At 47.0% G+C, this 25,268-nt stretch carries 28 protein-coding genes; 2 read left to right on the top strand and 26 right to left on the bottom strand.

All coding sequences use genetic code 11. The annotated features are described in order from the left end of the window. Window positions 1–71: 71 nt before the first annotated feature. The gene (gene clpP / locus AC4E8A_RS19810) at window positions 72–671 is read left to right on the top strand and encodes an ATP-dependent Clp endopeptidase proteolytic subunit ClpP (RefSeq protein WP_490195508.1); all 600 of its coding nucleotides are present in this window, start codon (window positions 72–74) and stop codon (window positions 669–671) included. Between the two features lie 306 nt (window positions 672–977). Here clpP and AC4E8A_RS19815 read toward each other — a convergent pair whose 3' ends face one another. From AC4E8A_RS19815 to hprK, 21 genes are all read right to left on the bottom strand, one after another. Then, window positions 978–1,235, bottom strand: a complete 258-nt coding sequence (locus AC4E8A_RS19815) for an HPr family phosphocarrier protein (protein WP_490195509.1) — start codon at window positions 1,233–1,235, stop codon at window positions 978–980. A gap of 28 nt (window positions 1,236–1,263) precedes the next feature. Continuing rightward, a complete protein-coding gene (gene whiA, locus AC4E8A_RS19820; RefSeq protein ID WP_490195510.1) occupies window positions 1,264–2,211 on the bottom strand; it encodes a DNA-binding protein WhiA in 948 nt (315 codons plus the stop codon). Between the two features lie 84 nt (window positions 2,212–2,295). Continuing rightward, the gene (locus AC4E8A_RS19825; protein WP_490195511.1) at window positions 2,296–3,276 is read right to left on the bottom strand and encodes a gluconeogenesis factor YvcK family protein; all 981 of its coding nucleotides are present in this window, start codon (window positions 3,274–3,276) and stop codon (window positions 2,296–2,298) included. After that, on the bottom strand, window positions 3,273–4,166 hold the full coding sequence (gene rapZ, locus AC4E8A_RS19830; protein WP_490195512.1) for an RNase adapter RapZ: 894 nt from the start codon (window positions 4,164–4,166) through the stop codon (window positions 3,273–3,275). Before rapZ ends, AC4E8A_RS19825 begins: the two co-directional genes overlap by 4 nt. A 17-nt stretch (window positions 4,167–4,183) precedes the next feature. Continuing rightward, the gene (locus AC4E8A_RS19835) at window positions 4,184–4,642 is read right to left on the bottom strand and encodes an NUDIX hydrolase (RefSeq protein ID WP_490195513.1); all 459 of its coding nucleotides are present in this window, start codon (window positions 4,640–4,642) and stop codon (window positions 4,184–4,186) included. A 462-nt stretch (window positions 4,643–5,104) separates the two neighbouring features. Further along, entirely contained in the window at window positions 5,105–6,055 is a 951-nt protein-coding gene (trxB, locus tag AC4E8A_RS19840) for a thioredoxin-disulfide reductase (protein WP_490195514.1), read from the bottom strand. A 186-nt stretch (window positions 6,056–6,241) separates the two neighbouring features. Next, a complete protein-coding gene (locus AC4E8A_RS19845; RefSeq protein WP_490195515.1) occupies window positions 6,242–7,756 on the bottom strand; it encodes a tetratricopeptide repeat protein in 1,515 nt (504 codons plus the stop codon). Between the two features lie 170 nt (window positions 7,757–7,926). Beyond that, complete coding sequence (gene hisIE, locus AC4E8A_RS19850) at window positions 7,927–8,556, bottom strand: bifunctional phosphoribosyl-AMP cyclohydrolase/phosphoribosyl-ATP diphosphatase HisIE (protein WP_490195516.1); 630 nt, start codon at window positions 8,554–8,556, stop codon at window positions 7,927–7,929. Continuing rightward, a complete protein-coding gene (gene hisF, locus AC4E8A_RS19855) occupies window positions 8,553–9,311 on the bottom strand; it encodes an imidazole glycerol phosphate synthase subunit HisF (protein WP_490195517.1) in 759 nt (252 codons plus the stop codon). The genes hisIE and hisF overlap by 4 nt, the downstream gene beginning before the upstream one ends. Next, window positions 9,305–10,030 (bottom strand): 1-(5-phosphoribosyl)-5-[(5-phosphoribosylamino)methylideneamino]imidazole-4-carboxamide isomerase, encoded by a 726-nt coding sequence (gene hisA / locus AC4E8A_RS19860; RefSeq protein ID WP_490195518.1) that lies wholly within the window; start codon window positions 10,028–10,030, stop codon window positions 9,305–9,307. The genes hisF and hisA overlap by 7 nt, the downstream gene beginning before the upstream one ends. Then, window positions 10,027–10,656 carry an imidazole glycerol phosphate synthase subunit HisH gene (gene hisH, locus AC4E8A_RS19865; RefSeq protein ID WP_490195519.1) on the bottom strand — a complete coding sequence of 210 codons (630 nt, stop codon included), beginning with the start codon at window positions 10,654–10,656 and terminating at the stop codon, window positions 10,027–10,029. The genes hisA and hisH overlap by 4 nt, the downstream gene beginning before the upstream one ends. After that, window positions 10,657–11,250 (bottom strand): imidazoleglycerol-phosphate dehydratase HisB, encoded by a 594-nt coding sequence (gene hisB / locus AC4E8A_RS19870; RefSeq protein ID WP_490195520.1) that lies wholly within the window; start codon window positions 11,248–11,250, stop codon window positions 10,657–10,659. A 112-nt stretch (window positions 11,251–11,362) separates the two neighbouring features. Next, window positions 11,363–12,631, bottom strand: a complete 1,269-nt coding sequence (hisD, locus tag AC4E8A_RS19875) for a histidinol dehydrogenase (protein ID WP_490195521.1) — start codon at window positions 12,629–12,631, stop codon at window positions 11,363–11,365. 17 nt (window positions 12,632–12,648) lie between these two features. Beyond that, entirely contained in the window at window positions 12,649–13,284 is a 636-nt protein-coding gene (hisG, locus tag AC4E8A_RS19880) for an ATP phosphoribosyltransferase (protein WP_490198947.1), read from the bottom strand. Continuing rightward, window positions 13,284–14,468 (bottom strand): ATP phosphoribosyltransferase regulatory subunit, encoded by a 1,185-nt coding sequence (locus tag AC4E8A_RS19885; protein WP_490195522.1) that lies wholly within the window; start codon window positions 14,466–14,468, stop codon window positions 13,284–13,286. Before AC4E8A_RS19885 ends, hisG begins: the two co-directional genes overlap by 1 nt. 281 nt (window positions 14,469–14,749) lie before the next feature. Continuing rightward, window positions 14,750–14,905, bottom strand: a complete 156-nt coding sequence (locus tag AC4E8A_RS19890) for a hypothetical protein (RefSeq protein WP_490195523.1) — start codon at window positions 14,903–14,905, stop codon at window positions 14,750–14,752. A 66-nt stretch (window positions 14,906–14,971) separates the two neighbouring features. After that, window positions 14,972–15,505 carry an acyltransferase gene (locus AC4E8A_RS19895; protein ID WP_490195524.1) on the bottom strand — a complete coding sequence of 178 codons (534 nt, stop codon included), beginning with the start codon at window positions 15,503–15,505 and terminating at the stop codon, window positions 14,972–14,974. Continuing rightward, window positions 15,502–16,155, bottom strand: coding sequence for a pyrophosphatase PpaX (ppaX, locus tag AC4E8A_RS19900; RefSeq protein ID WP_490195525.1), 654 nt, complete (start codon window positions 16,153–16,155; stop codon window positions 15,502–15,504). Before ppaX ends, AC4E8A_RS19895 begins: the two co-directional genes overlap by 4 nt. Continuing rightward, entirely contained in the window at window positions 16,152–17,102 is a 951-nt protein-coding gene (locus AC4E8A_RS19905; protein WP_490195526.1) for a nucleoside recognition domain-containing protein, read from the bottom strand. Before AC4E8A_RS19905 ends, ppaX begins: the two co-directional genes overlap by 4 nt. A 30-nt stretch (window positions 17,103–17,132) precedes the next feature. Continuing rightward, a complete protein-coding gene (gene lgt, locus AC4E8A_RS19910; protein WP_490195527.1) occupies window positions 17,133–17,954 on the bottom strand; it encodes a prolipoprotein diacylglyceryl transferase in 822 nt (273 codons plus the stop codon). Between the two features lie 137 nt (window positions 17,955–18,091). Continuing rightward, window positions 18,092–19,027 carry an HPr(Ser) kinase/phosphatase gene (gene hprK, locus AC4E8A_RS19915; protein WP_490195528.1) on the bottom strand — a complete coding sequence of 312 codons (936 nt, stop codon included), beginning with the start codon at window positions 19,025–19,027 and terminating at the stop codon, window positions 18,092–18,094. A 253-nt stretch (window positions 19,028–19,280) separates the two neighbouring features. On the opposite strand from hprK, the gene AC4E8A_RS19920 reads away from it, so the two are divergent. Continuing rightward, window positions 19,281–19,952, top strand: a complete 672-nt coding sequence (locus tag AC4E8A_RS19920) for an N-acetylmuramoyl-L-alanine amidase (protein ID WP_490195529.1) — start codon at window positions 19,281–19,283, stop codon at window positions 19,950–19,952. A 58-nt stretch (window positions 19,953–20,010) separates the two neighbouring features. On the opposite strand, the gene AC4E8A_RS19925 is transcribed toward AC4E8A_RS19920, so the two are convergent. From AC4E8A_RS19925 to uvrA, 5 genes are all read right to left on the bottom strand, one after another. Continuing rightward, window positions 20,011–20,373, bottom strand: a complete 363-nt coding sequence (locus AC4E8A_RS19925) for a phage holin family protein (protein ID WP_490195530.1) — start codon at window positions 20,371–20,373, stop codon at window positions 20,011–20,013. A 14-nt stretch (window positions 20,374–20,387) separates the two neighbouring features. Then, entirely contained in the window at window positions 20,388–20,591 is a 204-nt protein-coding gene (locus AC4E8A_RS19930; protein ID WP_490195531.1) for a PspC domain-containing protein, read from the bottom strand. A 13-nt stretch (window positions 20,592–20,604) separates the two neighbouring features. Continuing rightward, window positions 20,605–21,756, bottom strand: a complete 1,152-nt coding sequence (locus AC4E8A_RS19935) for a DUF4097 family beta strand repeat-containing protein (protein WP_490195532.1) — start codon at window positions 21,754–21,756, stop codon at window positions 20,605–20,607. 20 nt (window positions 21,757–21,776) lie between these two features. Beyond that, entirely contained in the window at window positions 21,777–22,091 is a 315-nt protein-coding gene (locus AC4E8A_RS19940) for a hypothetical protein (RefSeq protein WP_490195533.1), read from the bottom strand. Window positions 22,092–22,382: 291 nt separating this feature from the next. Further along, entirely contained in the window at window positions 22,383–25,262 is a 2,880-nt protein-coding gene (gene uvrA, locus AC4E8A_RS19945; RefSeq protein ID WP_490195534.1) for an excinuclease ABC subunit UvrA, read from the bottom strand. Window positions 25,263–25,268 lie beyond the last annotated feature (6 nt).

Below are 25,268 nucleotides of genomic sequence, written 5' to 3' on the forward strand. Positions count from 1 at the left end.
GTATTATTATCAGTACATAAAGTATTTGTATGTTTCAAACATAACATTAATTGATCGAAGGAGGAAATAAGATGAACTTAATTCCGACAGTTATTGAACAAACGAACCGCGGTGAACGTGCGTATGACATTTATTCCCGCCTGTTGAAAGACCGCGTTATCATGCTGGGAAGCGGCATTGATGATAATGTTGCCAACTCCATCGTTGCGCAATTGCTTTTCCTTGAATCAGAGAATCCGGAGAAAGATATCTCAATCTACATCAACAGCCCTGGCGGAAGCATCACAGCTGGTATGGCAATCTATGATACGATCCAGTATATCAAACCTGATGTACAAACAATCTGTATCGGTATGGCTGCATCAATGGGTGCATTCCTTCTTGCAGCAGGTGCAAAAGGGAAACGCCTTGCCCTTCCAAATGCTGAAGTCATGATTCATCAGCCGCTTGGAGGAGCACAAGGTCAGGCAACTGAAATTGAAATTGCGGCAAAACGCATCTTGTTCTTGCGCGAGAAATTGAACCAGATTCTTTCTGACCGCACTGGCCAGCCTCTTGAAGTGATTTCCCGCGATACAGACCGCGATAACTTCATGACTGCTGAAAGAGCGCTTGAATACGGTTTGGTCGACCGCATCATTACAAGTAATGATATGAACGACAAAAAATAATTTTGTTAAAGAAAGAGCATCTGTCCTGCAGGTGCTCTTTTCTTGTTCCGTCAGGAGTGCTGGAAATGGCCGGGCTCGGCGATAGACTGGCTGAAGTCGTCGATAGGAGGAAGAAAGTCGTTGATAGAACGGGAAAACTCGATGATAGAAGCCCCAAACCCGTCGATAGGAGCTGAAAACTCGACGATAGCCTCCTACTCCTCCCTCCTTCCTAACCAAAAAGGGTGCCTGGTACAAATCAGACGTTTTGTACCAGGCACCACATAAACAAAACAAAAACCCCACCTGAAAAGATGGAGTTTAAGGTCAGCTTTCTTTCTGGACGAATTCAGTGAGGTGTTTCACTGCTTCTTCTTCGTCGGAGCCGTCCGCAATCAAAGTGATTTCTGTGCCTGAGCTGACGGCCAGGCTCATCAAGCCCATGATGCTTTTGGCATTTACTTTCTTGCCTTTCCTCTCTAAGAACACTTCTGAAGTAAAACGGTTGGCTTCCTGTACGAATAGAGCAGCAGGGCGTGCTTGCAAGCCCGTTTTTAATTTTACCTCTACTTTTTGTTCGATCATGCTTCTTTCTCCCCTTTGCCATATATGGTTAATGTTTTACTTTTTCACCAGAGCGCAATTTTTCTGCGATTTCATCTATTTTTCTGAGTCTATGATTGATGCCTGACTTGCTGATGGTTCCCCCTGATACCATTTCCCCAAGTTCTTTCAATGTAACATCCTGATAGGTGACTCTCAGTTCGGCTATCTCCCTGAGTTTGTCCGGCAGGATTTGCAATCCGGCCGTCTGTTCGATAAAGCGGATGTTTTCGACCTGTCTTAAAGCGGCCCCTATCGTTTTATTCAAGTTGGCGGTTTCACAGTTAACAAGCCTGTTGACCGAGTTTCTCATATCGCGGACGATCCGTACGTCTTCAAACCGGAGCAGGGCTCCATGGGCACCCACTACATTCAAGAATTCAGTGATTTTTTCCGCCTCTTTAAGGTATGTGATGAAGCCCTTTTTACGTTCCAATGTTTTGCTGTTTAATCCAAAACTGTTCATCAGCTGAGACAGGGCCTCATTGTGCTCCTGATACAGTGAAAAGATTTCAAGATGGTAGGAAGAGGTTTCCGGGTTGTTGACCGATCCTCCCGCCAGGAAGGCACCCCGTAAGTACGAACGGCGGCAGCACTTCTTTTGGATGAGCGGTGCAGAGATATCATGGATGATTGTAAATCCCTCGCCCAGAATATGGAGATCTTCCAATATTTCTTTCGTGTCCTCATTCAGGCGTACGATGTAGATGTTGTTCTTTTTCAGCCGCATTTTTTTACGGACCAGAAGTTCAACGGGTGTGTCATAATTTTTCTTGATCAATGAATAGATCCGCCTTGCGATCGCTGCGTTTTCTGTCTGGATGTTGACGACAAGGGATCTGTTGGCAAAGGACAGCGATCCGTTCATTCTGATTAAAGCGGATAATTCTGCCTTTGAGCAGCAATCCTTCAGATCAAGATTGGTTAATTCTTTTTTGGTAACTGACGCAAACGACATCTCTTCACCTCCCTAAGACAAACGCTTGCATATCTTGCGTTGGCCATGCCGTTCTTATTGCTGCTTAGAACCCAGCAATTTAGTTTATTCACTACTCTCGAGATTTGGTTTACTGATGAGAGAAAAGATAATCTCCGCTACTTTACCGGTATCGTGGCGAATGACACCATCATAATAAGAAATGATCTTGTCTTCGATAACCTGCAATCCCATTGAAGACAATCGTTCAAAATCAAATATGACCGGTTTCGCCATTTCTTCCTCGTAACGGGCTTCAATTTCCTGAGGAACTTGTTCATTGTTGACAATGACCGTGTCAATGAATCCGTCATGCAGATGATCGTAGATGGCTTTTACATGATCCGCCGCCGTGAAATCGAGTGTTTCTCCTGCCTGGGTCATCAGGTTGCAGATGTACACCTTCTGTGCCTTCGAGCTGCTTACTTCCTTTCCGATTTCAGGAACGAGCAAGTTAGGCAGGATGCTGGTGTATAAGCTTCCCGGACCAATGACAATCAAATCCGCTTCCCGTATAGCACGAATTGTTTCAGCCACAGGAATGATCGTGCCCGGAGTCAGGAAAACACGCTTAATCTTTTTACCGGAAAACGGGATCTTCGATTCACCGGTGACAATCGTTCCGTCTTCCATTTCTGCATTCAGCACAACACTTTGATTGGCAGACGGCAGGACTTTCCCTTTTACATTGAGGACCCTGCTCATTTCCTGGATAGCATGGACGAAATCGCCGGTAATCGATGTGAAGGCTGCAAGAATCAGGTTTCCAAGCGAGTGCCCTGCCAACTCATTGGATGTCTCGAATCTATGCTGAAACATCTGCTCAATCAGTGGTTCCACTTCTGACAATGCGGCAATGACATTTCGGATGTCACCCGGCGGAGGTACATTCAAATCGTCCCTCAGACGCCCTGAGCTCCCTCCATCGTCTGCCACCGTTACGATAGCCGTTATATCTAAAGGATATGTCTTAAGTCCTCTGAGAAGAACAGGCAGTCCTGTCCCGCCGCCGATGATGACAACCTTGGGATCCGTAGTCTTCTTCATGTCAACTGTTCCCTTTTTTTCTTGATATCCCTGTGAGTGATTTTTGTAGTATAGTCATTTTCAAAATAATGGCCGATATATTCCGCCAATGCTACAGACCGGTGCTGGCCGCCGGTACATCCGATGGCAATGACAAGCTGGCTTTTTCCTTCACGCTTATAATGCGGCAGCATGAACAAGAGGAGATCTGTCACTTTTTCAAGGAACTTCTGGGTCTCGCTCCATTTAAGGACATATTTTGAAACATCCTCTTCCAGTCCGGTTCTTGGCCTCATATGCTCGATATAATGCGGGTTGGGCAGGAATCTCACATCGAATACCAGGTCGGCGTCAATCGGGATGCCGTGCTTGAAGCCGAAGGACATGACATTGACCGTAAAAATGGATCGTTTATTGACCGAGAATTCCTGAAGGATTTTTTCCCTCAGCTCCCTCGGCTTCATCGTTGAAGTATTATATATGGTTTGTGCACGGCCTTTCAATTCTTCTAAAAGAAGCCTTTCCTGCTTGATTCCTTCCATTGGCAAACCGGACGGAGCAAGCGGGTGTGAACGCCGTGTTTCTTTATATCGTCTGACCAGTGCTGAATCATCAGCATCCAGATAAAGGATCTGCGGGGTCACCCAGGAGCTTTCTGAAAGGTCGTCAAGTCCCTGGATAAGATGATCGAAAAATTCCCGTCCTCTAAGGTCCATTCCCAAAGCGACCTTGTTCATCTTTGTCCCTGATTCTTTCATCAACTCAAGGAATTTAGGAAGGAGAGTAGGCGGCAGGTTATCTACACAGAAAAACCCTAAATCTTCAAAACTTTGAATGGCGACGGTCTTGCCCGCACCGGACATGCCCGTGATGATCACCAATTGACCATCATTCGTTGAACCTGTACTCATGTTCTCTTCCTCCTTGATTAACTTGGATCTAGTTTATATGCAAGCAGTTCGAAGTCTGGTGTGTATGTAAAGGTGCCGTAAATGATCCCTTTCCCATGTACCATGTATTCCAAGATGTGACGATCTCCCTCAGCCATGGGCAGGTTCTTGATTTCGTCAAACACATGCCACTCCAGGATGCCTTCTTCACACTCTGAAAGGTTGACTCCATCCGCTTCATCAGCGAAGAAGGTGAACATCATCCACTCTGAGACGATTTTGTCTTCATCTTTAATAATGAAAGTGAAAATCCCCTTGAGCTGAGGATTGCGCAGATAGATTCCTGTTTCTTCGCGATACTCCCTGATGACAGCGTCACGGATTGATTCTCCCTGCTCCATTTTACCGCCTGGTGCAACCCACCAGTTTCTGCGCGGTTTCTGGAGAAGAAGGACTTTATCTTCGTTCATATATAGACAATTTGTCACTCGCTGCATTCGTTTTCACCTCAAGCTTTGCATCTGTTTACGTTGCTCTTTATTATACTATGATTGCAACTCACCTACAATGTTCGAACATTTACCAGAAGTTGCTTTACCCCTTTAAAGCACCCGGGGACAGTCCCCTGTTACGTTAACGTAACAGGGGACTGTCCCTCAATGCGTTAATGCGGTAAAGTACTGAAGACAAAAAAAGAGACACAGGCGATTCCTGTGTCTAACAAGGGATTTATTTCTTAAAAGGGGGTCAATTTCTTATTATCTATATTACCCGGAATGTGTTTCACTAATGTTACAGTACGTTTAAGGTGTGATTACGGATTGTTAATTATTTCTAAACAATATTCTGTAATTCCCTGACAAGACTTGTCGAAAGAGACGAGCCCTTGAATCACACGGGCTCTTCCTCCTTTTCACAGCAAGATGAACCGATTTTTCGACAAGCCGCCTTTCGACAGATTACTTCTTTTCTGCCAATTTTTCGACCAGTTCCTCAACATAATGCTGAGCCGCTTGAGCAGCCACGCTTCCATCACCGGTTGCCGTTACGATCTGGCGGAGCATTTTCTCACGAACGTCTCCGGCAGCAAAGATTCCGGGAATCTTTGTTTCCATTCTGTCGTTCGTTTCAATGTAGCCCATATCATTAGTGATGCCGAGATCCCTGAACGGCTTCGTCAGCGGCAGCATTCCGATGTAAATGAACACACCGTCCGCATCGAAAGGCTTTTCTTCGCCGTCTTCAGTGGATACCAATGTGACGCTTCCGACTTTGCCGTCCTTATCATTGATTTCTTTTACCGTATGATTCCAGATGAACTCAACTTTGTCATTATTGAACGCCCGGTCCTGAAGGATTTTCTGTGCTCGAAGCTCTTCACGGCGGTGGACGATCGTCACTTTATTCGCGAAGCGTGTCAGATACACGCCCTCTTCGACTGCAGAGTCTCCTCCGCCGACAACCACAAGGTCTTTTCCTTTAAAGAATGCACCATCACAAACCGCACAATAAGATACTCCGCGGCCGCCAAGTTCATTCTCGCCAGGGACACCAAGTTTCTTCCACTCAGCACCGGTAGAAATGATCACAGCACGGGCCTTGTACTCTTTAGATCCGGCTTTGATTGTTTTGTATTCTTCCCCGTCGATGATCTCCTTAATGTCGCCGTATGCGTATTCAGCACCGAACGCTTTTGCATGCTCGAACATTTTATTGGAAAGATCCGGTCCGAGGATGTGGTCGAAACCAGGATAGTTTTCAACTTCTTCCGTGTTGGCCATTTGCCCGCCTGGAATACCGCGTTCCAGCATAAGTGTTGATAATGCTGCGCGTGATGTATATACTGCAGCTGTCATACCTGCCGGGCCAGCGCCCACGATAATGACATCATAGATTTTTTCTTCAGACATATTGAACACTCCTTTACGAGGTCTACTTTACAGGAATTCAGTATGATTTTTCATAAAAAAAGAGAGAGCAAGCTAATCACTCCATCTTCATCTTGACTCATCCCTGTAAAAACAGATATTTTGTAGTATTTCCTATCTACTCATATCCTATAAAAAGAAGAGCATATTCGTCCATGAATATGCTCATTACTCGAGGTAGGAATCCACTGTTTCCAAATATTTGTTCAGAGTGGCAGCAGTAATCCCATATTTACCAGAAATCAACGTCTTTGTTCTTTTGTCTCCTCTTAATCTGTGCCAGATGTATTCCGTTGCAGCTGCACATGCCTTAGCATTTTTCAAGGGATTTTCTGCCTCAAGAAGCTTGCATGCGATACTGAACCAGGTAAGGAACAATCCAGAATCAACAGCATTGATCGGGTTATGGATCTCATATATAGCTAAAGCCGTTTCATGGATGTGCTTGATTGTGTGGCTTCCTTTGATGGCTTTACGCGAATCTGCTTTTAAAATTTCTGCGAGATACAGCTTTTCAGAGCGGGAAAAATCATCCACAGCTCCAAAGTCTGTATGGGTCAGCACTTCTTTTTGATGCTGAGACACCGAAACCAGGAACAGCCCGAACAGCCTTTCTTCCGCATACTCGCTTTTCAGCTTTTTCAAGATGGAAGTCACGTGATTTTCAAATCCTTCAATTTGCGGATTCTTATCATTCCAGGGTTCTGCCCCTGCTTTTTCAGGATTCTCTTCCAGAACTCTTTTCCAGGCATGTTCAGCTGTCTGGACATGGCCTGTATGATAGGCAGCATGTGACAGCCAATAGTAAAAGCTTGCATCTCCTTGGAAGCCTTGCTTCTGCAGTGATTTCAGCCACTCATATGCTTTGTCATTGCGCCCGATCAAGGCATAGGTCGCACCCAGCTTGTAACGCTGTTCATAATGAAACGGGCGGACTTTTTCCAAGCCTTCCATCAGTTCCTGCAGTTCTTCCTGCCTCTGCTGGTAAAAATAGAATACAGCCATGTTGCATAGTGCATGAAGGTTCCCCGGATTCTTCTCTAAGACCTCTTCAAGCGTTGCTGCCGCTTTTTCAGTGCTGCCGAGGTAAAAGTAAGCAAGCGCCAGGTTATTGTAGGCTGACCAGTATTCAGGGAAGTCCTTGATGACTTCCTGCAAAAGATCGACTGCTTTCTGAAAATTGCCTGATTCCAGCAGGTTTCTTGCTTTTTCCTGGTTGGCAATCAGTTCATCATGCTCATAAAGCGTATCCAGCGCCTCGTCTGAATCGAGCTCGAGAATTTCAAGAAGTTCCTCTGCATCCTCACTGAATTCCCCATATTCCTCTTTTTCCAGATAATTCGACACATGTGTATAAGCTTCCTTGAACAAGCCGAGATGCGCGTAGTTGTTGGCCAAGAAGTAATGGCACTCAACCATATGCGGGTCGAGGCTGTCGATGATCATGTGCAGCAGCTGGTTGGATTGTGTGTATTCGCCCATCTCCGTGTGCACGATGGAAAGCTGGCAGGCGATCATCGGCTCAAGCGGTTCAAGCTGAAGGGCTCTATTAAGATATTTTTTGGATTTATTTAATTCCCTGCGGTGGTAAGCCTTGATTCCTTTGTTGAAATAGTACTCACCCGTGGGTACAAATGATAAAATTTTGCTTTTATCGTTTCTTGCATTTGAACCTTTTCTCATGAAAGTCCTCCGAAACGTATAGATTAACTACAGTAGTATAACATACATAGTTAAGTTGCTAAACCATCGGCGGAGGATATTTTCTGGAAATAATCCTTTAGGACACTAAAACAGTGGGGGACAGTCCCCTGATACGTTAACGTATTAAAGGACTGTCCCTTCGAGTAAGTTCATTTATTGTGACGCTCTTCCAGCGTTTGAAAGACTTCGTTTAATGGGAGGTCCTGCTCTTTCAGGAGGACGAGCAGGTGATAAATCAGGTCTGCGCTTTCCCATTTAAGTTCTTCTTTGTCACGGTTCTTGGCGGCGATGATGACTTCGGCCGCTTCCTCACCGACTTTTTTCAGGATCTTGTCGACGCCTTCTTCAAATAGATAGGTAGTGTATCCCCCCTCTGGACGCTGCTCGAAACGGTCGGAAATAACCTTCTCAAGCTGAGTCAGGATGGAACTTCCTGCCGCTGAACCTCCTTGAGCATTATAGAAGCTTTCCTCAAAACAGCTTTCATTCCCTTTATGGCAGGCAGCTCCGGCAGGTTCCACCTCAACCAGTATCGCATCTTGATCACAGTCATATTTCATTTCGATAATACGCTGGGTATTTCCGCTTGTCGCGCCTTTGTGCCAGAGCTCCTGGCGGGAACGGGAGTAAAACCATGTTTCCCCTTTTTCAATGGAAAGTTTTAAGGACTCGGCATTCATATAAGCCAAGGTCAGGACCTTTTTAGTAGCAGCATCCTGGACGATGGCCGGTACAAGCCCTTTTTCATCGAATTTTATTTTATCGGTACTATTCTTCATCTCACCGCGACCTCCTTCTCCCTCAGATATTCTTTCACCTGCTCAACGCTCGTCTCTTTATAATGAAAGATGGATGCAGCCAGGGCGGCGTCCGCCTTTCCCTTTTTAAAAACATCTTCAAAGTGTTCTGCATTTCCGGCACCGCCTGAGGCAATGACCGGGATCGATACCGCTTCACTGACTGCCTTTGTCAGCGGGAGATTAAATCCGTTCTTGACACCGTCACTGTCCATACTCGTCAGCAGGATCTCTCCTGCGCCCAACTTTTCGGCTTCCTCAGCCCAGGAAACGGCATCTTTGTCTGTCGCCTTTCTGCCGCCATGTGTATAGACCTTCCATGTTCCGCTTTCTTCCTCGAACTTGGCATCTATGGCAACGACTATGCATTGCGATCCAAAATACTGTGCACCTTCAGAAATCAGCTCTGGACGAAGAACCGCTGCGGTGTTCAATGACACCTTATCCGCCCCTGCACGAAGGAGAAGTTTCATGTCCTCGACCGCATTGATCCCGCCCCCTACTGTGAAAGGTATTGCCAGCTCTGACGCAACCTCTTTTACAACATCGATCATTGTTTTCCTGCCTTCATGGGATGCTGAGATATCAAGAAACACCAATTCATCCGCGCCTTGTTTATCATAAAATCCAGCCAGTTCAACCGGATCGCCCGCATCGCGGAGCTGTACGAAGCTGACTCCCTTCACGACCCTGCCCTCTTTTACATCCAGGCATGGGATGATCCGCTTGGTCAGCATGAGGTCACCTCTTTTACAGCCGCTTCCACTGAAACTTTTCCAGTATAAATCGCTTTTCCGACTATGGCGCCAGCAACGTTTTTATCCTTTAATAACTGCAAGTCTTCCATGGAGCTCACACCGCCGGAAGCGATCACTTCTTTTCCAGTCGCCTCCGCCAGTTCTACAACTGCTTCTACATTGGGTCCGGAGAGCATTCCGTCTGTCGCGATGTCAGTGAAAATAAAGGTTTCAGCTCCTGCACGAGTTAATTCCACTCCCAGGTCAACGGCCTTCAATTCTGACGTTTCAATCCAGCCGTGGGTAGCAACATAGCCATCCTTTGCATCAAGCCCGATGGCCAGCCGGTCACCATATTTTTTGAGCCAGCTTTTCACGAGTTGTGTATCTGAAACGGCGAGACTGCCAATGATGACACGCTGAACGCCGTTATTTAAATAGTATTTTATATCCTCTTCGGTACGAATTCCGCCGCCAATCTGGACGTTGGCACCCAGTTCATTCGCGACAGCAATCACGAATTGGTCGTTCACACGGCCTCCTTCCTTGGCCCCGTCAAGGTCGACCATGTGAACCCACTCGGCACCCTCGTCGACAAATCGTTTAGCCATTTCGAAAGGGGAATCTCCATAAATCGTTTCCTTGCTGTAATCGCCCTGCAGCAGACGGACACATTTTCCGCCGCGCATGTCGATCGCCGGATAGATTGTAAAACTCATTGTACCGCCTCCCGTTCCTGCACCAATTTTGTGAAATTCCTGAGCAGCATCATTCCCAGTTCACTGCTTTTTTCCGGATGAAATTGCATTCCGAAGATGTTGCCATTACCCACAACCGCCGGCACTTCGACACCATATTCTGCTGTCGCAACTACCTCCTCGGGGATTGCCTCAAAAACATAATAGGAGTGGACAAAGTAGACATGGTCTTCAGACAGGTCTTCAAGCAATGGTGAACTGTTAACAAATCGAAGCTTGTTCCAGCCCATATGCGGAATCTTCATCTCCTGTGTCTGTCTCGGAATTCGAATGATACGTCCTTTTAACAGTCCAAGGCCTTCCGTCGTGCCGTTTTCTTCACTTTTCTCGTAAAGGAGCTGCATCCCTAGGCAGATGCCGAGGAGCGGTTTCCCGCTCTCAGCATATTTTTTTAAGAAACCGGACAATTCCTGTCTCTTTAAAAGAGTCATCGCATCGCGGAAAGAGCCGACCCCGGGAAGAAGGAGACCGTCCGCCTTCTCAAGTTCTTTCACTTCTTCACTGATAAAATAAGGGACATCCAGCCGTTCCAGTGCCTTGCTGACACTGAACAGATTGCCCATTCCATAATCGATGATACCGATCATTTATAACATTCCTTTCGTGGAGGGCACTCCCTGAATTCTCGGGTCAATCGTCGTTGCTTCATCAAGGGCACGACCCAAAGCCTTGAAGACTGCCTCGATCATATGGTGGGTGTTATGGCCGTAGTGGACGATGACGTGAAGGTTCATCCTCGCTTCCAGTGCAAGCTTCCAGAGGAACTCGTGAACAAGCTCGGTGTCAAAGGTGCCGACCTTCTGGCTTGGAAATTCAGCGCGCATTTCCAGGTGTGGCCTGTTGCTGAGATCGACAACGACCTGTGCCAGTGCTTCATCCATCGGAACAAACGCATTACCATAACGCTTGATCCCTCTCTTGTCTCCCAAGGCCGTTTGCAGTGCTTGCCCAAGACAAATGCCGATGTCTTCTGTGGTATGATGATCATCCACCTCGATATCTCCCTGAGCATTGATATTCAAGTCAAACTGGCCGTGTTTGGCAAACAGGTCCAGCATGTGCGACATGAAGGGCACTCCTGTTTCAATGGTTGCATTTCCGCTCCCATCTATCGTAAAACCGAGCTCAATATCCGTCTCATTCGTCTTGCGTCTCAATTCCGCCTTCCTGCTATTCTCCACAACACTTCACTCCTTCACCATATTAAAAGGGACAGTCCCTCTTCGCGCTTTAACGCATTAACGTAACAGGGGACTGTCCCCACTTGCGTTAATGTGTTAAAGCGTCACACATCTAGTTTCTGAATCGCGACTCAACCGCTCTGGCATGGGCTTCAAGCCCTTCCAGACGTGCTAGCTTGGCGATTTTTCCGTAGTTTTCCTGCAGTGCTTTTTCACTGTACGAGATCACGGATGATTTCTTCGTGAAATCATCCACATTCAATGGAGACGAAAACCTCGCCGTGCCATTTGTCGGCAGCACATGATTCGGTCCTGCAAAATAATCTCCTACTGGTTCCGAGCTGTACCTTCCCAGGAAGATCGCTCCCGCGTGGCGGATCTTGGCCATCGTTACCATCGGCTCCAACGTCATGATTTCCAAATGTTCTGGAGCCAGGTCGTTGACCACCTCCACGGCTTTTTCAATATCTTCCGCAAGATAAATCGCCCCGAACCTCTCGACGGATTCTTCAGCGATTTCCCTGCGAGGCAGTCCAACCAATGCTTGGCCTACTGCTGCTGAAACTTCTTCAGCAAGTTTCCCGGAAGTAGTTACCAAAACAGCCGACGCATTCACATCATGCTCCGCCTGGGACAACAAGTCCGCTGCAATCTCTTCAGCTATCCCCGTCTCATCGGCTAAAACCACAATTTCACTGGGGCCGGCAATCATGTCGATGGCCACATCACCGAACACCTCACGCTTGGCCAACGCTACGTAAATATTGCCCGGTCCCACGATTTTATCGACCGGTGCAATACTTTCAGTTCCGTATGCCAGCGCACCGATTGCCTGTGCACCGCCAACCTTCCATATTTCCGTGACTCCAGCAATCCGGGCAGCAGCGAGGACAGCTGCCGGTATCCGTCCTTCTTCATCCGGAGGGGTGACCATGACGATCCGCTCGACTCCAGCAACCTTCGCGGGAAGAACATTCATCAGCACAGAAGAAGGATATGCAGCTGTGCCGCCGGGTACATAGACACCAACGGAATCAAGGGGGGTGATCCTCTGCCCCAGCAACGTCCCGTTTTCATCCGTATCAAACCAGGAACTCCTGCGCTGCTTTCCATGAAAACCAGCGATGTTGTCAGCGGCTTCTTCAATGATATTCATCATTTCAGGACCGATTTCTTTGACCGCTGCTTCCATTTCTTCAGAAGAAACCTTCAGCTCTTGAAGATCAGCACCATCAAATTGCTCTGTGAATTTGAACAACGCACGGTCTCCTTCTAATCTTACTTCCCTGAGAATTTCCTGAACCGCTTTACGCTGTTGCTCTGTGCCGCTGTCGACCGAGCGCTTAATCGATAAACTCCCTTTTGCCTCTATGATCTTCACGATGGCCTTCCCTCCTTTTATACCGTGATATGATTGACGACGTCCCTTAATCTGTCCGCCAATTCATCAATTCTTTCATCCTTCATTCTGTAGCTGACCGGATTGACAATCAGCCTCGAAGTGATGCCGACGATTTTTTCGTACTCGACCAGTCCATTTTCTTTCAAGGTCCTGCCTGTTGATACTATATCAACGATCCTGTCTGCCAGCCCGATCATTGGCGCAAGCTCAATGGATCCGTTCAGTTTGATGATTTCAACCTGCTCTCCCTGTTCACGGAAATAACCTGAAGCAATCGTTGGATACTTTGTTGCGATTTTCGGAGCTACCTCATTCATTTTCGTTCCCGGTAAACCCGCAACCGCCAGATAACAAGGGGATATTTTTAAATCAAGCAGTTCATATACGTCCCTTTCTTCCTCGAGCATGACATCCTTTCCGGCAATGCCCAGATCAGCGACCCCGTGCTCAACATAGGTCGGGACATCCATCGGCTTGGCAAGGATGAATGTCAGCTTCTCTTCCGGTACTTCAATGATCAGCTTCCGGGAATCATCGAATTCAGGCGGAAGATTGTACCCGGCCTGTTTCAGGAGCTCAACTGCCTCTTCAAAAATCCGTCCTTTAGGCATGGCGATGGTCAATTCTGCCATCACTCCTCACCCCCCTTTCCATTCTTGCCGATAAAATAACTGACCTCCGTAAATTCCTTTGAAAATTCGTCCACATCAGTGATTCCTTTCCAATCCTGAAGCACTACACTTTTCCCTTGCTGCCTCAGCTCCTGCGCATACTGGATGGCTTCACTTCTTCTTTCCCGGCTGAAAAGCACGCAATGATCAAGCACCGTCTCTTCGGTGCACCCCAAAGCCTCCAATGTATGATCAAGCTGCAAAGCAAAACCGGTAGCTCCGGATTCCTTCCCGAACTTCTCCATCAATTTGTTGTAACGGCCTCCATTGCCAATCGGAAATCCGACATTCTCTGCATAGGTTTCAAAGAGAATCCCAGAATAATAGCTCATGTGGCTGACTAGGCTTAAGTCAAACTTTACATATTGATCAAGTCCGTAGTCTTCCAGAAGCTCCGACAGTTCTTCCAGCTGTTCAATGGCTTCTTTTCCCGCTTCACCCTCCATTAATGGATAAGCCCCCTGAAGCACATCTTTCCCGCCTCTTAATTTTAAAAAAGAAAACAGGCGCTGCTTATCAATGGATGACAGCGACAGATTGTTGACATGGTCACGGAATCCGACATAATTTTTTTCATATAAAAAGCGGCTTAAGGTATTGGCGCGCTCTTCTGTTCCTAAAATTTCTCTGAAAAGTGCCCTGACGAAACCGATATGCCCAATGGAGATGGTAAAGTTCTGCAAACCGGCATTTTCTAAAGATGAAATCATCAGGGAGATCACTTCGCCGTCCGCTGAGACTGTTTCGTCTCCAATACACTCGACTCCGAATTGTTCAAATTCAGCCGGCCGCCCGCCTTCCCGCTGCTGGGCACGGAAGACATTTGCACAGTAGGCAAGCCGCAATGGCTTCTTATTACGGAGAAGCTTTGATGCCGCAACCCGCGCAATCGGTGCTGTCATATCCGGGCGGAGGACCAGTGTGTGCCCCTGCTGGTCGAGAAGTTTGAACAACTGCCTGTCCAGAATTGCCGATGCCTCCCCGACCGTCTCGAAGTATTCCAATGTCGGTGTTTCTATAAATTGATAGCCCCAGGCTTTAATGGCTTCTTCCATTTTCATTTTCAAGGAAGATTTCGCTTGATACAGGTTAGGAAACGTATCTCTCATCCCCAACGGTTTTTCAAACATGAACAGCTTAGACATGGCGACCACCTTTTCGTTTTACAGTATCTGTTTATTATGGCACTGAAGCCGAATTATTGAAAATAGTTAAAATCCTTTAGTTCGCTAATGTGTTAATACAATAAAGTTATTAGTAGTGTACCTCTAACCGTTTTGTCCGTCAACCGTTTTGATCAACTTGCCCAGAAGGTGAAAAAAGACCCCTTGCAATGGAGGGATCTTGGATGGAGAGCGGGTGTGCGAAAGGTTTCAGTGATTCTATCGGCGGTTTCGGGGGTGGTTCCAGCGGTTTGGTCGGGTTTTTAGGCGATTTCGGGGTTGGTTTCCGCGGTTCCGTCGCGTTTTACGGCGATTCCGGGTTCGGTTTCGGCGGTTCCGTCGCGGTTTTCGGCGATTCCGGGTCCGGTTTCGGCGGTTTTATAACGGTTTTCGGCGATTTCAAGCAATTTATCGACCAAACGACAAATATCGACATCATTGGACCCAAAAAAACCCCCCAGCCGCAACAGCTGAGGGGGATACACTCATTCTTTTATACCGTAAATCTCATCATCTTTCCATCTTTCAGACAGTTCTTCTTTCGTGTAAATGACCTTCATCGGATTCCCCCCGACAAAAGCGCCTGCCGGAACATCCTTGTGAACCAGCGTGCCCGCTGAAACAATCGCCCCGTCTCCGATTTTGATACCGGGCAGGATCGTCGTGTTGGCACCGATCATGACTCCACTGCCGATTTCGACCTCACCGAGACGGTACTCTTTTATCAAATATTCGTGGGCAAGGATCGTCGTGTTATAGCCGATCACCGTGTTGCGTCCGACGGATATCTTCTCAGGAAACATCACATCGAGCATGACCATCAGGGCAAAGGATGTTTCGTTTCCGATGTCCATTTTTAAAAAAGTCTTATAAAGCCAGTTCTTCATTCCTAAAAATGGCGTATATCTCGCTGCCTGAATGACAACGAAGTTTTTGACGACCTTTAGGAACGGAACCGTTTTATAAACATGCCAAAGAGAATTCGCCCCGTCAACTGGATAACGGGTCGTCCTTCTCATCGTCTTTTCATCCCGACTATATCTAAAAGGTCGGCCATCGTTTCCAGCATGAAATCCGGTTTATACTGGTCAAGGTGTTCACGGCCTTTTGCCGTCCATGCCACACCTGCAGAATAGGTCCCGGCATTTTTACCAGCCAGAATATCATGGTGGTTATCCCCGACCATGACTGCTTCTCCCGGTGCAGAACCCAGGGCTGCCAAGGCTTTTTCGACCGGTTCCGGATCTGGTTTTGCATTTTCCACCTCATCCAGGGTGACGATCACATCAAAGAATTGATCGAGGTTTGTGAGCTTCAATCCTTTGATGACGACATCGCGGACCTTCGTTGAGACAATTGCCAGCTTGTATCCATTTTGGCTCAGGGTCTGCACGGTCTCGAAAACCCCGTCGAATTCAGTAACAAGTGAATCATGTTGTTCAAGATTGTAAGTCCGATACATCTTTACCATTTCTTCAACGGCATCCGGGTTAACCTTTAGAAAAGATTCCTCAAGCGGCGGCCCCATGAATTGCAGGACATCTTGCCGTTTGTATTGATCCGGGAAATAGTTATTCAATGTATGCAAAAAGGATGAAATGATCAGTTCATTTGTATTGATCAATGTTCCATCTAAGTCGAAAAGCACTGTTGTGATTTTTTCACTCATATAGTTGTTGCTTCCTTTCCTTTAGCTTTTGTGGCTTCCGCGCGCCTCCAAATAAAGGCGACGGTAAGTGTCAGCAGGATTGCGGTCACCAACCTGATGATTAAGAGCGGCAGGACGGGAATGCCGAGCGGGACAAAGATCAACGTATCCTCTACAACAGCATGGCAGGCAACAAGAAAAATGAAGGCCAGTGTGACATCTTTTTGGCTGACACCGTCTTCTTTTACTGCCTGGATCATGACGCCTGCTCCGTAAGCCAGCCCTATCAGGAGACCCGCTGCCATCGTGGTCGATGTATTGGCATTCATCCCCATTGCCCTTGTGAACGGCGACATCCAATTAGAGAAAGCCGCCAGCCATTTCTTGTCTTTCAAAATTTGCAATCCAATCATGAGCGGGATGACAATCAAGGCAAGCTGCAGGATTCCATATCCAGCTTTTTCAAAAGCAAGAAGAAGTATCTGGCCCCAGCTTTCCGGATCTGCACCCTGCGGCGGCATCATCCCGTACTGGGCAAGCTCACCGCCTCCGCTCCATACAAGATTGATGACAACAGCAGAAACGACCGCTAACCCAATCCTCACAGTCAGGATGACCCAGATCTTGACGCCGACTTTTGCGGCAACCGATGATTCGATCAGCAGGTTGTGGCAAAAACTGAGCATGACTGCGATAATGAATACTTCTTTTACCGTCAGATCCAGTGAAAGAATGCCTCCAATCGCTGCATACAAGTTCAGGAAGTTCCCGAGCACAAGCGGAATCGCCGCATCTCCTGAAAGGCCGAACAGCCTCATGAACGGTGAGATCTTTTCAATAATCCAGGGTAAAATCGGTGTATGCTGCAGAAATACAACAATCATCGTGATTGGAAAAATGACTTTCCCCAAGGACCAGGTGGTTTTCAGACCGGCTATCGAACCGTTTTTTATTGATGTTCCAAGCATACTCCTTACTCCCCTTGTTTGTTCAATTCTCTAGGCTTCTACATCGTTGTAAGGTTTCGCTGCATACCCCTTCATTCTCCTGAAGATCCATAAGCCTGCGGCAATTAAGACCAGGACGATTGAAATCACTTGAGCGATGCGCAGATACTCTGTCAGCATCAGGCTGTCGGTACGCATTCCTTCAATGAAGAAGCGGCCGATGGAGTACCAGATGACATATGAAAGGAAAAGCTCCCCGACTCTGAGATTCAGTTTCCTGCGGATGACCAGCAATAAAATGAAACCGGCAATATTCCAGAGTGATTCATATAAAAAAGTCGGGTGGTAGTATGTACCGTTAATGTACATTTGATTGACGATAAAATCAGGAAGCATTAAGTTTTCCAGGAACTGACGGCTAACTTCCCCGCCGTGGGCTTCCTGGTTCATGAAGTTCCCCCAGCGCCCGATTGCCTGGCCGAGGATAATGCTTGGTGCCGCGATATCAGCGAGCTTCCAGAAAGAAAGCCCCTTTGATTTCGCAAAAAAGTAGGCTGTCGCAACCGATCCGATCAGTGCACCGTGGATGGCAATCCCGCCATTCCAGATTTTGATGATGTCACCCGGATTTTGAGAATAGTAATCCCATTCAAATGCCACGTAGTAGATGCGGGCGGAAATAATTGCAATCGGGATTGCCCATACAATCAAGTCGATAAACGTATCTTTCGGCAATCCGAGACGATCGCTTTCTTTAACAGCCAAATATAATGCCAATGCTATGCCCAATCCGATGATCAATCCGTACCAGTGAACCTGCAGAGGACCGAACTCAAACGCAATCGGATCAAGAGGCTTAATCGTAGACTCCATACCTCAAACACTCCCATTCTTCAAATCGATATCCTTTAACACACTAACGTAACAGGGGACTGTCCCCGGTTGCGTTAACGCGTTAATGCACTAAGAGGGACAGTCCCTCTTAGTACGTTAAAGCGGTAAAGCCGTTTTCAGAAGTCTTCCTGGTCGCCTTCGTCAATCACGTCACTCAGGCGGTTGGTGAATTGTTCTGCCGCATTGACCCCCATCCGTTTCAGGCGGAAATTCATGGCAGCAACTTCGATGATGACAGCCAGGTTACGCCCCGGACGGACAGGTACCGTCAACCTGGTGATGTCCGTATCAATGATTCTCATTTTTTCTTCTTCTAATCCTAATCTGTCATATTGCTTGTTTTTGTCCCAAATCTCCAAGTCGATGCAGAGCGTGATCCGCTTGTAGCTCCTGACTGCGCCAGCTCCGAAAAGCGTCATCACATTGATGATGCCGAGTCCGCGAATCTCCAGCAGATGCTCAATCAGCTCAGGGGAACTTCCGACAAGCGTATCCGTATCTTCCTGGCGTATCTCCACGCAATCATCGGCAACAAGACGGTGCCCTCTTTTCACCAGCTCCAACGCTGTCTCACTTTTACCAACACCGCTTTTTCCGGTGATCAGCACGCCGACTCCGTAAATATCCACTAGGACACCATGAATGGCGGTCGTCGGGGCAAGCTTGCTTTCAAGATAATTCGTCAGGCGGCTGGAAAAACGGGTTGTCTTCATCGGTGTCCTCATGACCGGCACATCATTGCGGTTGGATGCTTCCACCAAGTCCTGGGGAATTTCCATGTCGCGGCTGATGATGATTCCCGGCGTTATATCGGTGCACAACTGATCCATGCGGGATTTCCGCTGGCTGTCGTCCAATTTTTCCAGGAAGCTCAATTCCGTTTTCCCAAGGAGCTGGATTCTTTCCGCAGGATAGTAATTAAAGTACCCCGCCATTTCCAATCCCGGGCGTGATATATCACTTGTGACGATAGGGCGGTGAAGCCCTTCCTCGCCGCTCACCAATTCTAATCCAAACTTCTCAACAATGTCTTTCGCGCGTACTTTTGCCAAAAAGAAGGCCTCCTTTTTTCTGCAAACTTTTATATGTAACAAGGTTTTTTGACAGGGTTATATCTGAAACAGCTGGCCTGAATCCAGCAGCATTCCCGGCAAAGGCACCCGTAAAGAATTTATCCTAACCCATTTTAGCACTTTTCTGCGTGTGACTACCACCTTGGCAGACCTAATTTTTCCTATCAGGGTGTCCAGGATCATTTCCAATTCCTATATAACAAATGAAATTTGGATAGAGAGGTGGATTAAAATGAAATTTGTCATTGATGCGGGTCATGGTTACAACACGCCTGGAAAACGGAGCCCCTCCGGCATGAGGGAGTATGAGTTCAACAGGGCCGCTGCCCAAGCTGCAAAAAAGGCTCTCCTTTCGTATAAAAATACGGAAGTCTTCTTTACTCATTCTGATCAAGAGGATGTGAGTTTAAAACAACGGACTGATATAGCCAACAAAATGGAGGCAGATGTGTTTATCTCGATTCATGCCAATGCTTTTGGAAATGGATGGAATGATGCTGGAGGTGTAGAGACCTATGTCTATAAAACAAAGCCCGCACCCGCAGTTAAACTGGCGAGTACCGTTCAACATACTCTGATTTCTGCAACCGGCCTTGTAAACAGAGGAGTGAAAGCGGCTGATTTTCATGTGCTGAGGGAAACAAGAATGACAGCAATCCTCGTGGAATGTGGGTTTATGACCAATAAGAAAGAGGCTGCGATGCTTAGCTCGCAGCAATACCGGAACACCTGCGGGCAGGCAATCGCCAAGGCATTGGCCGACCATTACGGCCTTGTCCAGAAGACTGGATTAGAATATTTGTATAAAGTCCAGGCAGGAGCTTTTTCAAAGGAAGAAAATGCAGATGCCTTGGCTGCACGGTTAAGGAAAGCCGGGTTTGAAGCCTTTGTTTCGCGGAAGTAAGGGATAATGTGAACTTTCCCCCCCAAAAAAAGAGTGAGAAGCAAAACGTACATGCTTCTCACTCTTTTTTCTTTTTCATCGGTTCAATTACAGCTTTTTGAATTGCTATATTGATGATGGACAGGATAATCGCGGCCAGGAAAGCCATCCCGAATCCATCAATTTCGAAGCTTTCCCCCATTATGCCGTCTGTCAGCAGCAGTGTGACTGCATTGATGACGAACAGGAACAGCCCCAGTGTTAAAATGGTGGCGGGCAATGTCAGCAGAATCAGAATCGGCCTTACCAGCACATTCAAAATGGCCAGAATGAAGCTGGCAATGACGGCCGCTCCAAAGCCGGAAACTTCAAATCCTTCGAAGTATCCGGCAAGACTGACAAAAACCACCGCGTTGATTAATATTCCAATCAGCCATCTCATATGGTTACACCTTCTTATCTTTTAGGGAGGACAAAAGCAGCGATCATATAGGCCAGGACTAACGGGAAGAATCCAGTCGGGAACAGCAGAACGACAAAGAGGATTCTCAGTATATTAGCGCTTATGCCGGTTTGTTCGGCAATGCCGCCAAGTACTCCTGCCAAGACCTTATTTGTTCGTGAACGGCCAAGTGCCATTCGCATCATCCTCTCTTTCATCTTATGTGTTGTCCTACATATCATTCTTCTCTTCTGATTTTTTTATGAGGACCGAACCCGTTTTTGTGTGAGCAAAGATATGAAGCTTTTTATCCGATTCACTTTCTTTTGAAAAGTGAACATGCTTCTGTACCACTTCATTTTTCTCTTCTACTATATTGATACCCTCCATCTCGATCTTAAAACTGCCAAGATTGGACTTGGCCTCTCCTTTCAGACCGATGGAATCCGGTACATACAGATCGATCCCGCCTGTCACAGCCTTCGCATGAAGGGTATCCGCCCGATCGCCTCTAAGGCTGCAGACAATGGTTCCGTTCAATGACTGCAAATCGGTTTCGACGACATCTCCTTCTAGATACACTTTGCCGTTGATCGATTCAGCTTCCACACTATCTGAGTGGATATTGGCAAGATGAATAGCTCCGTTTGATGTATCAACTTCTATCAATTTCGCGGTCATGTTCTTTAACTCCACTTTCCCATTTCCGGAGCGTACTTTGAATGAATCAGCTTTTATTCTCTCCGATTTCACCGTGCCATTCAGGACTTTGATCAGCACTTTTTCGTATTGTGATTGAGGGACATATATCGTAGAGTTCACCTTCATCCACTTGAGCTCTGTAGACAAGCGCATCTTCTCATTTTCTATATAAAAATCAGTATTTGCGAGGAACGATCTCCTTGCCTCTTCAAGATCATCCGTGCGGTACACCTTCACCTGGCACTCGATCCTGACCTCATTTTGATCCCAGGGAAGAACTTCTACCTTTCCATTCGCCACATCGACAGCGACTTCTTTCAGCAACTCCACTTCCGTTTCTTGAAATACATGGGATAGCTCAATCGATTTATTGAATTCAAAATCCAGATCAAAGTTCTTCACCTTATTCAAAGCAGATTGGAAGAAGTCGATCAGCTTATCTTTTCCATTGTTGAAGGTTTGGGAAGATCGTTCGTCTCCTTGATAACCTGTTTTTTCACCTGTACCTGTAAAAATTTTCGACAGGTCATCTAATAGATCCGATTCTTTTTCTCTATAGCCAGCTTTCTCATTGGGAGTGGTGTCTTCTTTATCCAATGCGTCGAGCAGGGTCAATGCTTCCTTAGTGGACAGCTGTCCTTTTTCAACCATTTCCAATATACGTTTGCGTTCTTCGTTCATCCTCATTCACTCCTTCATAGTTATAACAGTACTTTTATTCCCTTATACACGTTCCAAGTAACAACGACCAATGAAATAAGCAGTGAAAAACCAATGGCGGTGAAAATAAAAACCGGCAACCCGGTTCCTACAGATAAAATGCCGATGTCAAAGAAGATCCCCGCTATGACAAGCGGCAGTGCAATCAACGGCAGCAGGTGGGATAAGAAAGCTGATTTAGCATGTCTCTTCGTGTCAAAATCAGTTGATACAAAATAGACGATAATCGGAAAGATGAACCCTGCAAAAAAGATGCTGAAATAACAAAGGGATGAAAGCAGTTTGTTGGTTTCCAAAGATGTCACTCCCTCTCTGTTATTACTATTTACGATAGGACGCCTGAAAGGTTTCACAGTTAAAGGTTTTTCTTTAAATTATCATCCCACATTTAGCGCTCGCTTCCCTCCATCGCAAGGCTGAGAAACAGTACATACCGGGATGTGTTTCTAGAAAGCATTCGCTTTCACACACTACCGCTTTAAAGCAAGTGGGGACTGTCCCCACTTGCTTTAAAGCGGTAAAGCGCTGAAAACAAAAAACAAGCCCCCATAAGCATAAGCTGGGGGCTTGTTTTTCAATAACAATTGTTAACGGCTGCTGCCGACTTCTTCTTTTTCTTTGACCCGTTTTTCCATCCGCGCTCTGTCGCGTTCAAGGATCGGCTTCAGGTATTTGCCTGTATAGGATTCCGGCACTTCGGCGATTTTTTCTGGTGTACCGGTTCCAATGATGGTTCCGCCTTTGTCTCCTCCTTCGGGACCTAAGTCGATGATATAGTCCGAAGCTTTGATGACATCAAGGTTATGTTCAATGACAAGGACGGTATCTCCATTCTCCACAAGGCGCTGAAGAACGACCAGAAGACGGGAAATATCATCCACATGCAGACCGGTTGTCGGCTCGTCCAGAATGTAGAGAGACCGGCCGGTGGAGCGGCGGTGGAGTTCAGATGCGAGCTTCACCCGCTGCGCTTCCCCTCCGGACAGGGTCGTCGCAGGCTGGCCAAGCTTGATATAGCCAAGGCCGACATCTGCAATCGTCTGCAGCTTGCGTTTGATTTTCGGGATATTTTCAAAGAATTGAAGAGCATCTTCAATGGTCATTTCAAGTACATCGGCAATGTTCTGGCCTTTATATTTCACTTCAAGCGTCTCGCGGTTATACCGTTTGCCGTGGCAGACTTCACATGGCACATACACATCAGGAAGGAAGTGCATCTCGATTTTGATGATTCCATCTCCGCGGCAGGCTTCACAGCGGCCGCCTTTTACGTTGAAACTGAAACGGCCTTTCTTGTAACCGCGCACCTTCGCTTCATTCGTACTTGCAAAGACATCACGAATATCATCGAATACACCCGTATAGGTAGCCGGGTTGGATCTTGGCGTTCTGCCGATTGGTGACTGGTCTATGTCGATGACTTTATCAAGATGTTCGACACCCTTGATCTGTTTGTGCGCACCAGGCTTTGACTTTGCTCTATGAAGCTGCTGGGCCAATGATTTATGAAGGATCTCGTTGATCAGCGTACTTTTCCCTGAACCGGAAACTCCTGTTACAGAAGTGAAAATGCCCAAAGGAATTTTCACCTTCACGTTCTTCAGGTTGTTTTCCTTTGCACCGACCACTTCAATGTAACGGCCATCAGTCTTTCTGCGTTCCACCGGAAGCGGGATGAACTTCTTGCCGCTCAGATATTGGCCTGTCAATGAATGGTCATCATCCATGACTTGCTGAGGTGTTCCGGCTGATACAATCTCCCCTCCGTGCACACCGGCCCCCGGACCGACGTCGATCAGGTAATCCGCTGCAAGCATCGTATCTTCATCATGTTCCACGACAATGAGGGTATTTCCGATATCGCGCATATTCTGCAGAGTGGAAATGAGTCGGTCATTATCTCTTTGATGAAGGCCGATGGAAGGTTCATCCAGGATATAAAGGACCCCTGTCAATCGGGACCCGATTTGAGTAGCAAGCCTGATACGCTGGGCTTCCCCTCCGGACAGCGTCCCTGCTGCCCGGCTGAGTGTCAGGTAATCCAACCCGACATTCACCAGGAAGCCGAGGCGTTCCCGGATTTCCCTCAAGATCAGGTTGGCGATCTTCATTTCCTTTTCCGACAATTCAAGCTTTGCAAAGAAAGCATCTGCTTCTTCAATGGAGTAGGCTGTCACTTCCCCGATATGGAAGGAGTCCACTTTTACCGCAAGGCTCTCCGTCTTCAGCCGGTATCCCTTACATTTAGGACATGGCTGCTGGGCCATATATTTTTCCATCTGTTCCCGGATATAGTCGGAACTTGTCTCTTTGTAGCGCCGTTCTACGTTACTGACGACACCCTCAAATTGGATGTAGTTCTCCCTGACCTGTCCCCAGTCATTTTCATATCGGAAGTAAACTTCTTCACCGTTTGAGCCATATAAAATCTTATCAAGCTGGTGCTTCGGCAGATCCTGCACCGGGATATCCATATCAATCCCAAAGTGGTTGCAGACTGCCTTTAATAACTGTGGATAGTACTGTGAACTTGTTGGTTCCCATGGTGCAATGGCATTCTCGTTTAACGTCTTTTCCCCAATAGGGATGATGAGTTCCTTGTCCACTTCAAGCTTCGAACCAAGCCCATCACAGCTCGGGCAGGCACCGAACGGGCTGTTGAATGAGAACATCCTCGGCTCCAGTTCACCGATGGAAAATCCGCATTCCGGGCAGGCATGATGCTCGCTGAATAACAGTTCTTCTTCACCAATGACATCAATGATCACCCGTCCATCAGCAAGGCGCAAAGCCGTTTCAAGAGAGTCAGAAAGCCGCGCCTCCACACCTTCCTTCACAACGACACGGTCAATGATGACCTCTATATCATGCTTTTTATTCTTTTCAAGTTCGATATCATCTCCAAGGTCAATGACCTCTCCATTGATGCGCACCCTTACATACCCCTGCTTTTTGATATCTTCAAGGGTTTTCGCATGAGTACCTTTTCTCCCTGATACAATCGGCGCCAGGACTTGAAGCTTTGTACGCTCAGGATATTCCAAGATCCTGTCGACCATTTGCTGGATGGTCTGCGAGCTTATTTCAATCCCGTGAATAGGGCAGACCGGTCTGCCGACACGGGCATATAACAAACGCAGGTAGTCATAAATTTCTGTTACCGTCCCTACTGTGGATCGGGGATTTTTGCTTGTTGTCTTCTGGTCAATCGAGATTGCCGGGGACAATCCTTCGATCGCATCCACATCCGGTTTATCCATTTGACCGAGAAACTGTCTCGCGTAGGCAGACAGCGACTCGACATACCTTCTTTGCCCCTCGGCATAAATGGTATCGAAGGCCAAGGAAGATTTACCGGATCCGGATAAGCCTGTCAATACGACCAGCTTATCCCTTGGAATGGTGACATCCAGGTTTTTTAGATTATGTGCTCTAGCTCCTTGTACTACAATTTGATCTTTTGCCATTTACCG

This window comes from Bacillus sp. SRL337, assembly GCF_984799155.1.

Coding starts and splice junctions, on each gene's coding strand:
- hisH (WP_490195519.1), bottom strand. CDS start 10,656: ATGATCGGTATCATCGATTATGGAATGGGCAATCTGTTCAGTGTCAGC.
- uvrA (WP_490195534.1), bottom strand. CDS start 25,262: ATGGCAAAAGATCAAATTGTAGTACAAGGAGCTAGAGCACATAATCTA.
- AC4E8A_RS19815 (WP_490195509.1), bottom strand. CDS start 1,235: ATGATCGAACAAAAAGTAGAGGTAAAATTAAAAACGGGCTTGCAAGCA.
- trxB (WP_490195514.1), bottom strand. CDS start 6,055: ATGTCTGAAGAAAAAATCTATGATGTCATTATCGTGGGCGCTGGCCCG.
- AC4E8A_RS19845 (WP_490195515.1), bottom strand. CDS start 7,756: ATGAGAAAAGGTTCAAATGCAAGAAACGATAAAAGCAAAATTTTATCA.
- AC4E8A_RS19930 (WP_490195531.1), bottom strand. CDS start 20,591: ATGAAAGAGAGGATGATGCGAATGGCACTTGGCCGTTCACGAACAAAT.
- whiA (WP_490195510.1), bottom strand. CDS start 2,211: ATGTCGTTTGCGTCAGTTACCAAAAAAGAATTAACCAATCTTGATCTG.
- AC4E8A_RS19935 (WP_490195532.1), bottom strand. CDS start 21,756: ATGAACGAAGAACGCAAACGTATATTGGAAATGGTTGAAAAAGGACAG.
- AC4E8A_RS19920 (WP_490195529.1), top strand. CDS start 19,281: ATGAAATTTGTCATTGATGCGGGTCATGGTTACAACACGCCTGGAAAA.
- hisIE (WP_490195516.1), bottom strand. CDS start 8,556: ATGAAGAATAGTACCGATAAAATAAAATTCGATGAAAAAGGGCTTGTA.
- AC4E8A_RS19905 (WP_490195526.1), bottom strand. CDS start 17,102: ATGCTTGGAACATCAATAAAAAACGGTTCGATAGCCGGTCTGAAAACC.
- AC4E8A_RS19895 (WP_490195524.1), bottom strand. CDS start 15,505: ATGAGAAGGACGACCCGTTATCCAGTTGACGGGGCGAATTCTCTTTGG.
- rapZ (WP_490195512.1), bottom strand. CDS start 4,166: ATGAGTACAGGTTCAACGAATGATGGTCAATTGGTGATCATCACGGGC.
- hisA (WP_490195518.1), bottom strand. CDS start 10,030: ATGAGTTTTACAATCTATCCGGCGATCGACATGCGCGGCGGAAAATGT.
- AC4E8A_RS19885 (WP_490195522.1), bottom strand. CDS start 14,468: ATGTCTAAGCTGTTCATGTTTGAAAAACCGTTGGGGATGAGAGATACG.
- lgt (WP_490195527.1), bottom strand. CDS start 17,954: ATGGAGTCTACGATTAAGCCTCTTGATCCGATTGCGTTTGAGTTCGGT.
- clpP (WP_490195508.1), top strand. CDS start 72: ATGAACTTAATTCCGACAGTTATTGAACAAACGAACCGCGGTGAACGT.
- AC4E8A_RS19825 (WP_490195511.1), bottom strand. CDS start 3,276: ATGAAGAAGACTACGGATCCCAAGGTTGTCATCATCGGCGGCGGGACA.
- AC4E8A_RS19925 (WP_490195530.1), bottom strand. CDS start 20,373: ATGAGATGGCTGATTGGAATATTAATCAACGCGGTGGTTTTTGTCAGT.
- hisG (WP_490198947.1), bottom strand. CDS start 13,284: ATGGCAGAATTGACCATCGCCATGCCTAAAGGACGGATTTTTGAAGAG.
- AC4E8A_RS19835 (WP_490195513.1), bottom strand. CDS start 4,642: ATGCAGCGAGTGACAAATTGTCTATATATGAACGAAGATAAAGTCCTT.
- hisF (WP_490195517.1), bottom strand. CDS start 9,311: ATGCTGACCAAGCGGATCATCCCATGCCTGGATGTAAAAGAGGGCAGG.
- ppaX (WP_490195525.1), bottom strand. CDS start 16,155: ATGAGTGAAAAAATCACAACAGTGCTTTTCGACTTAGATGGAACATTG.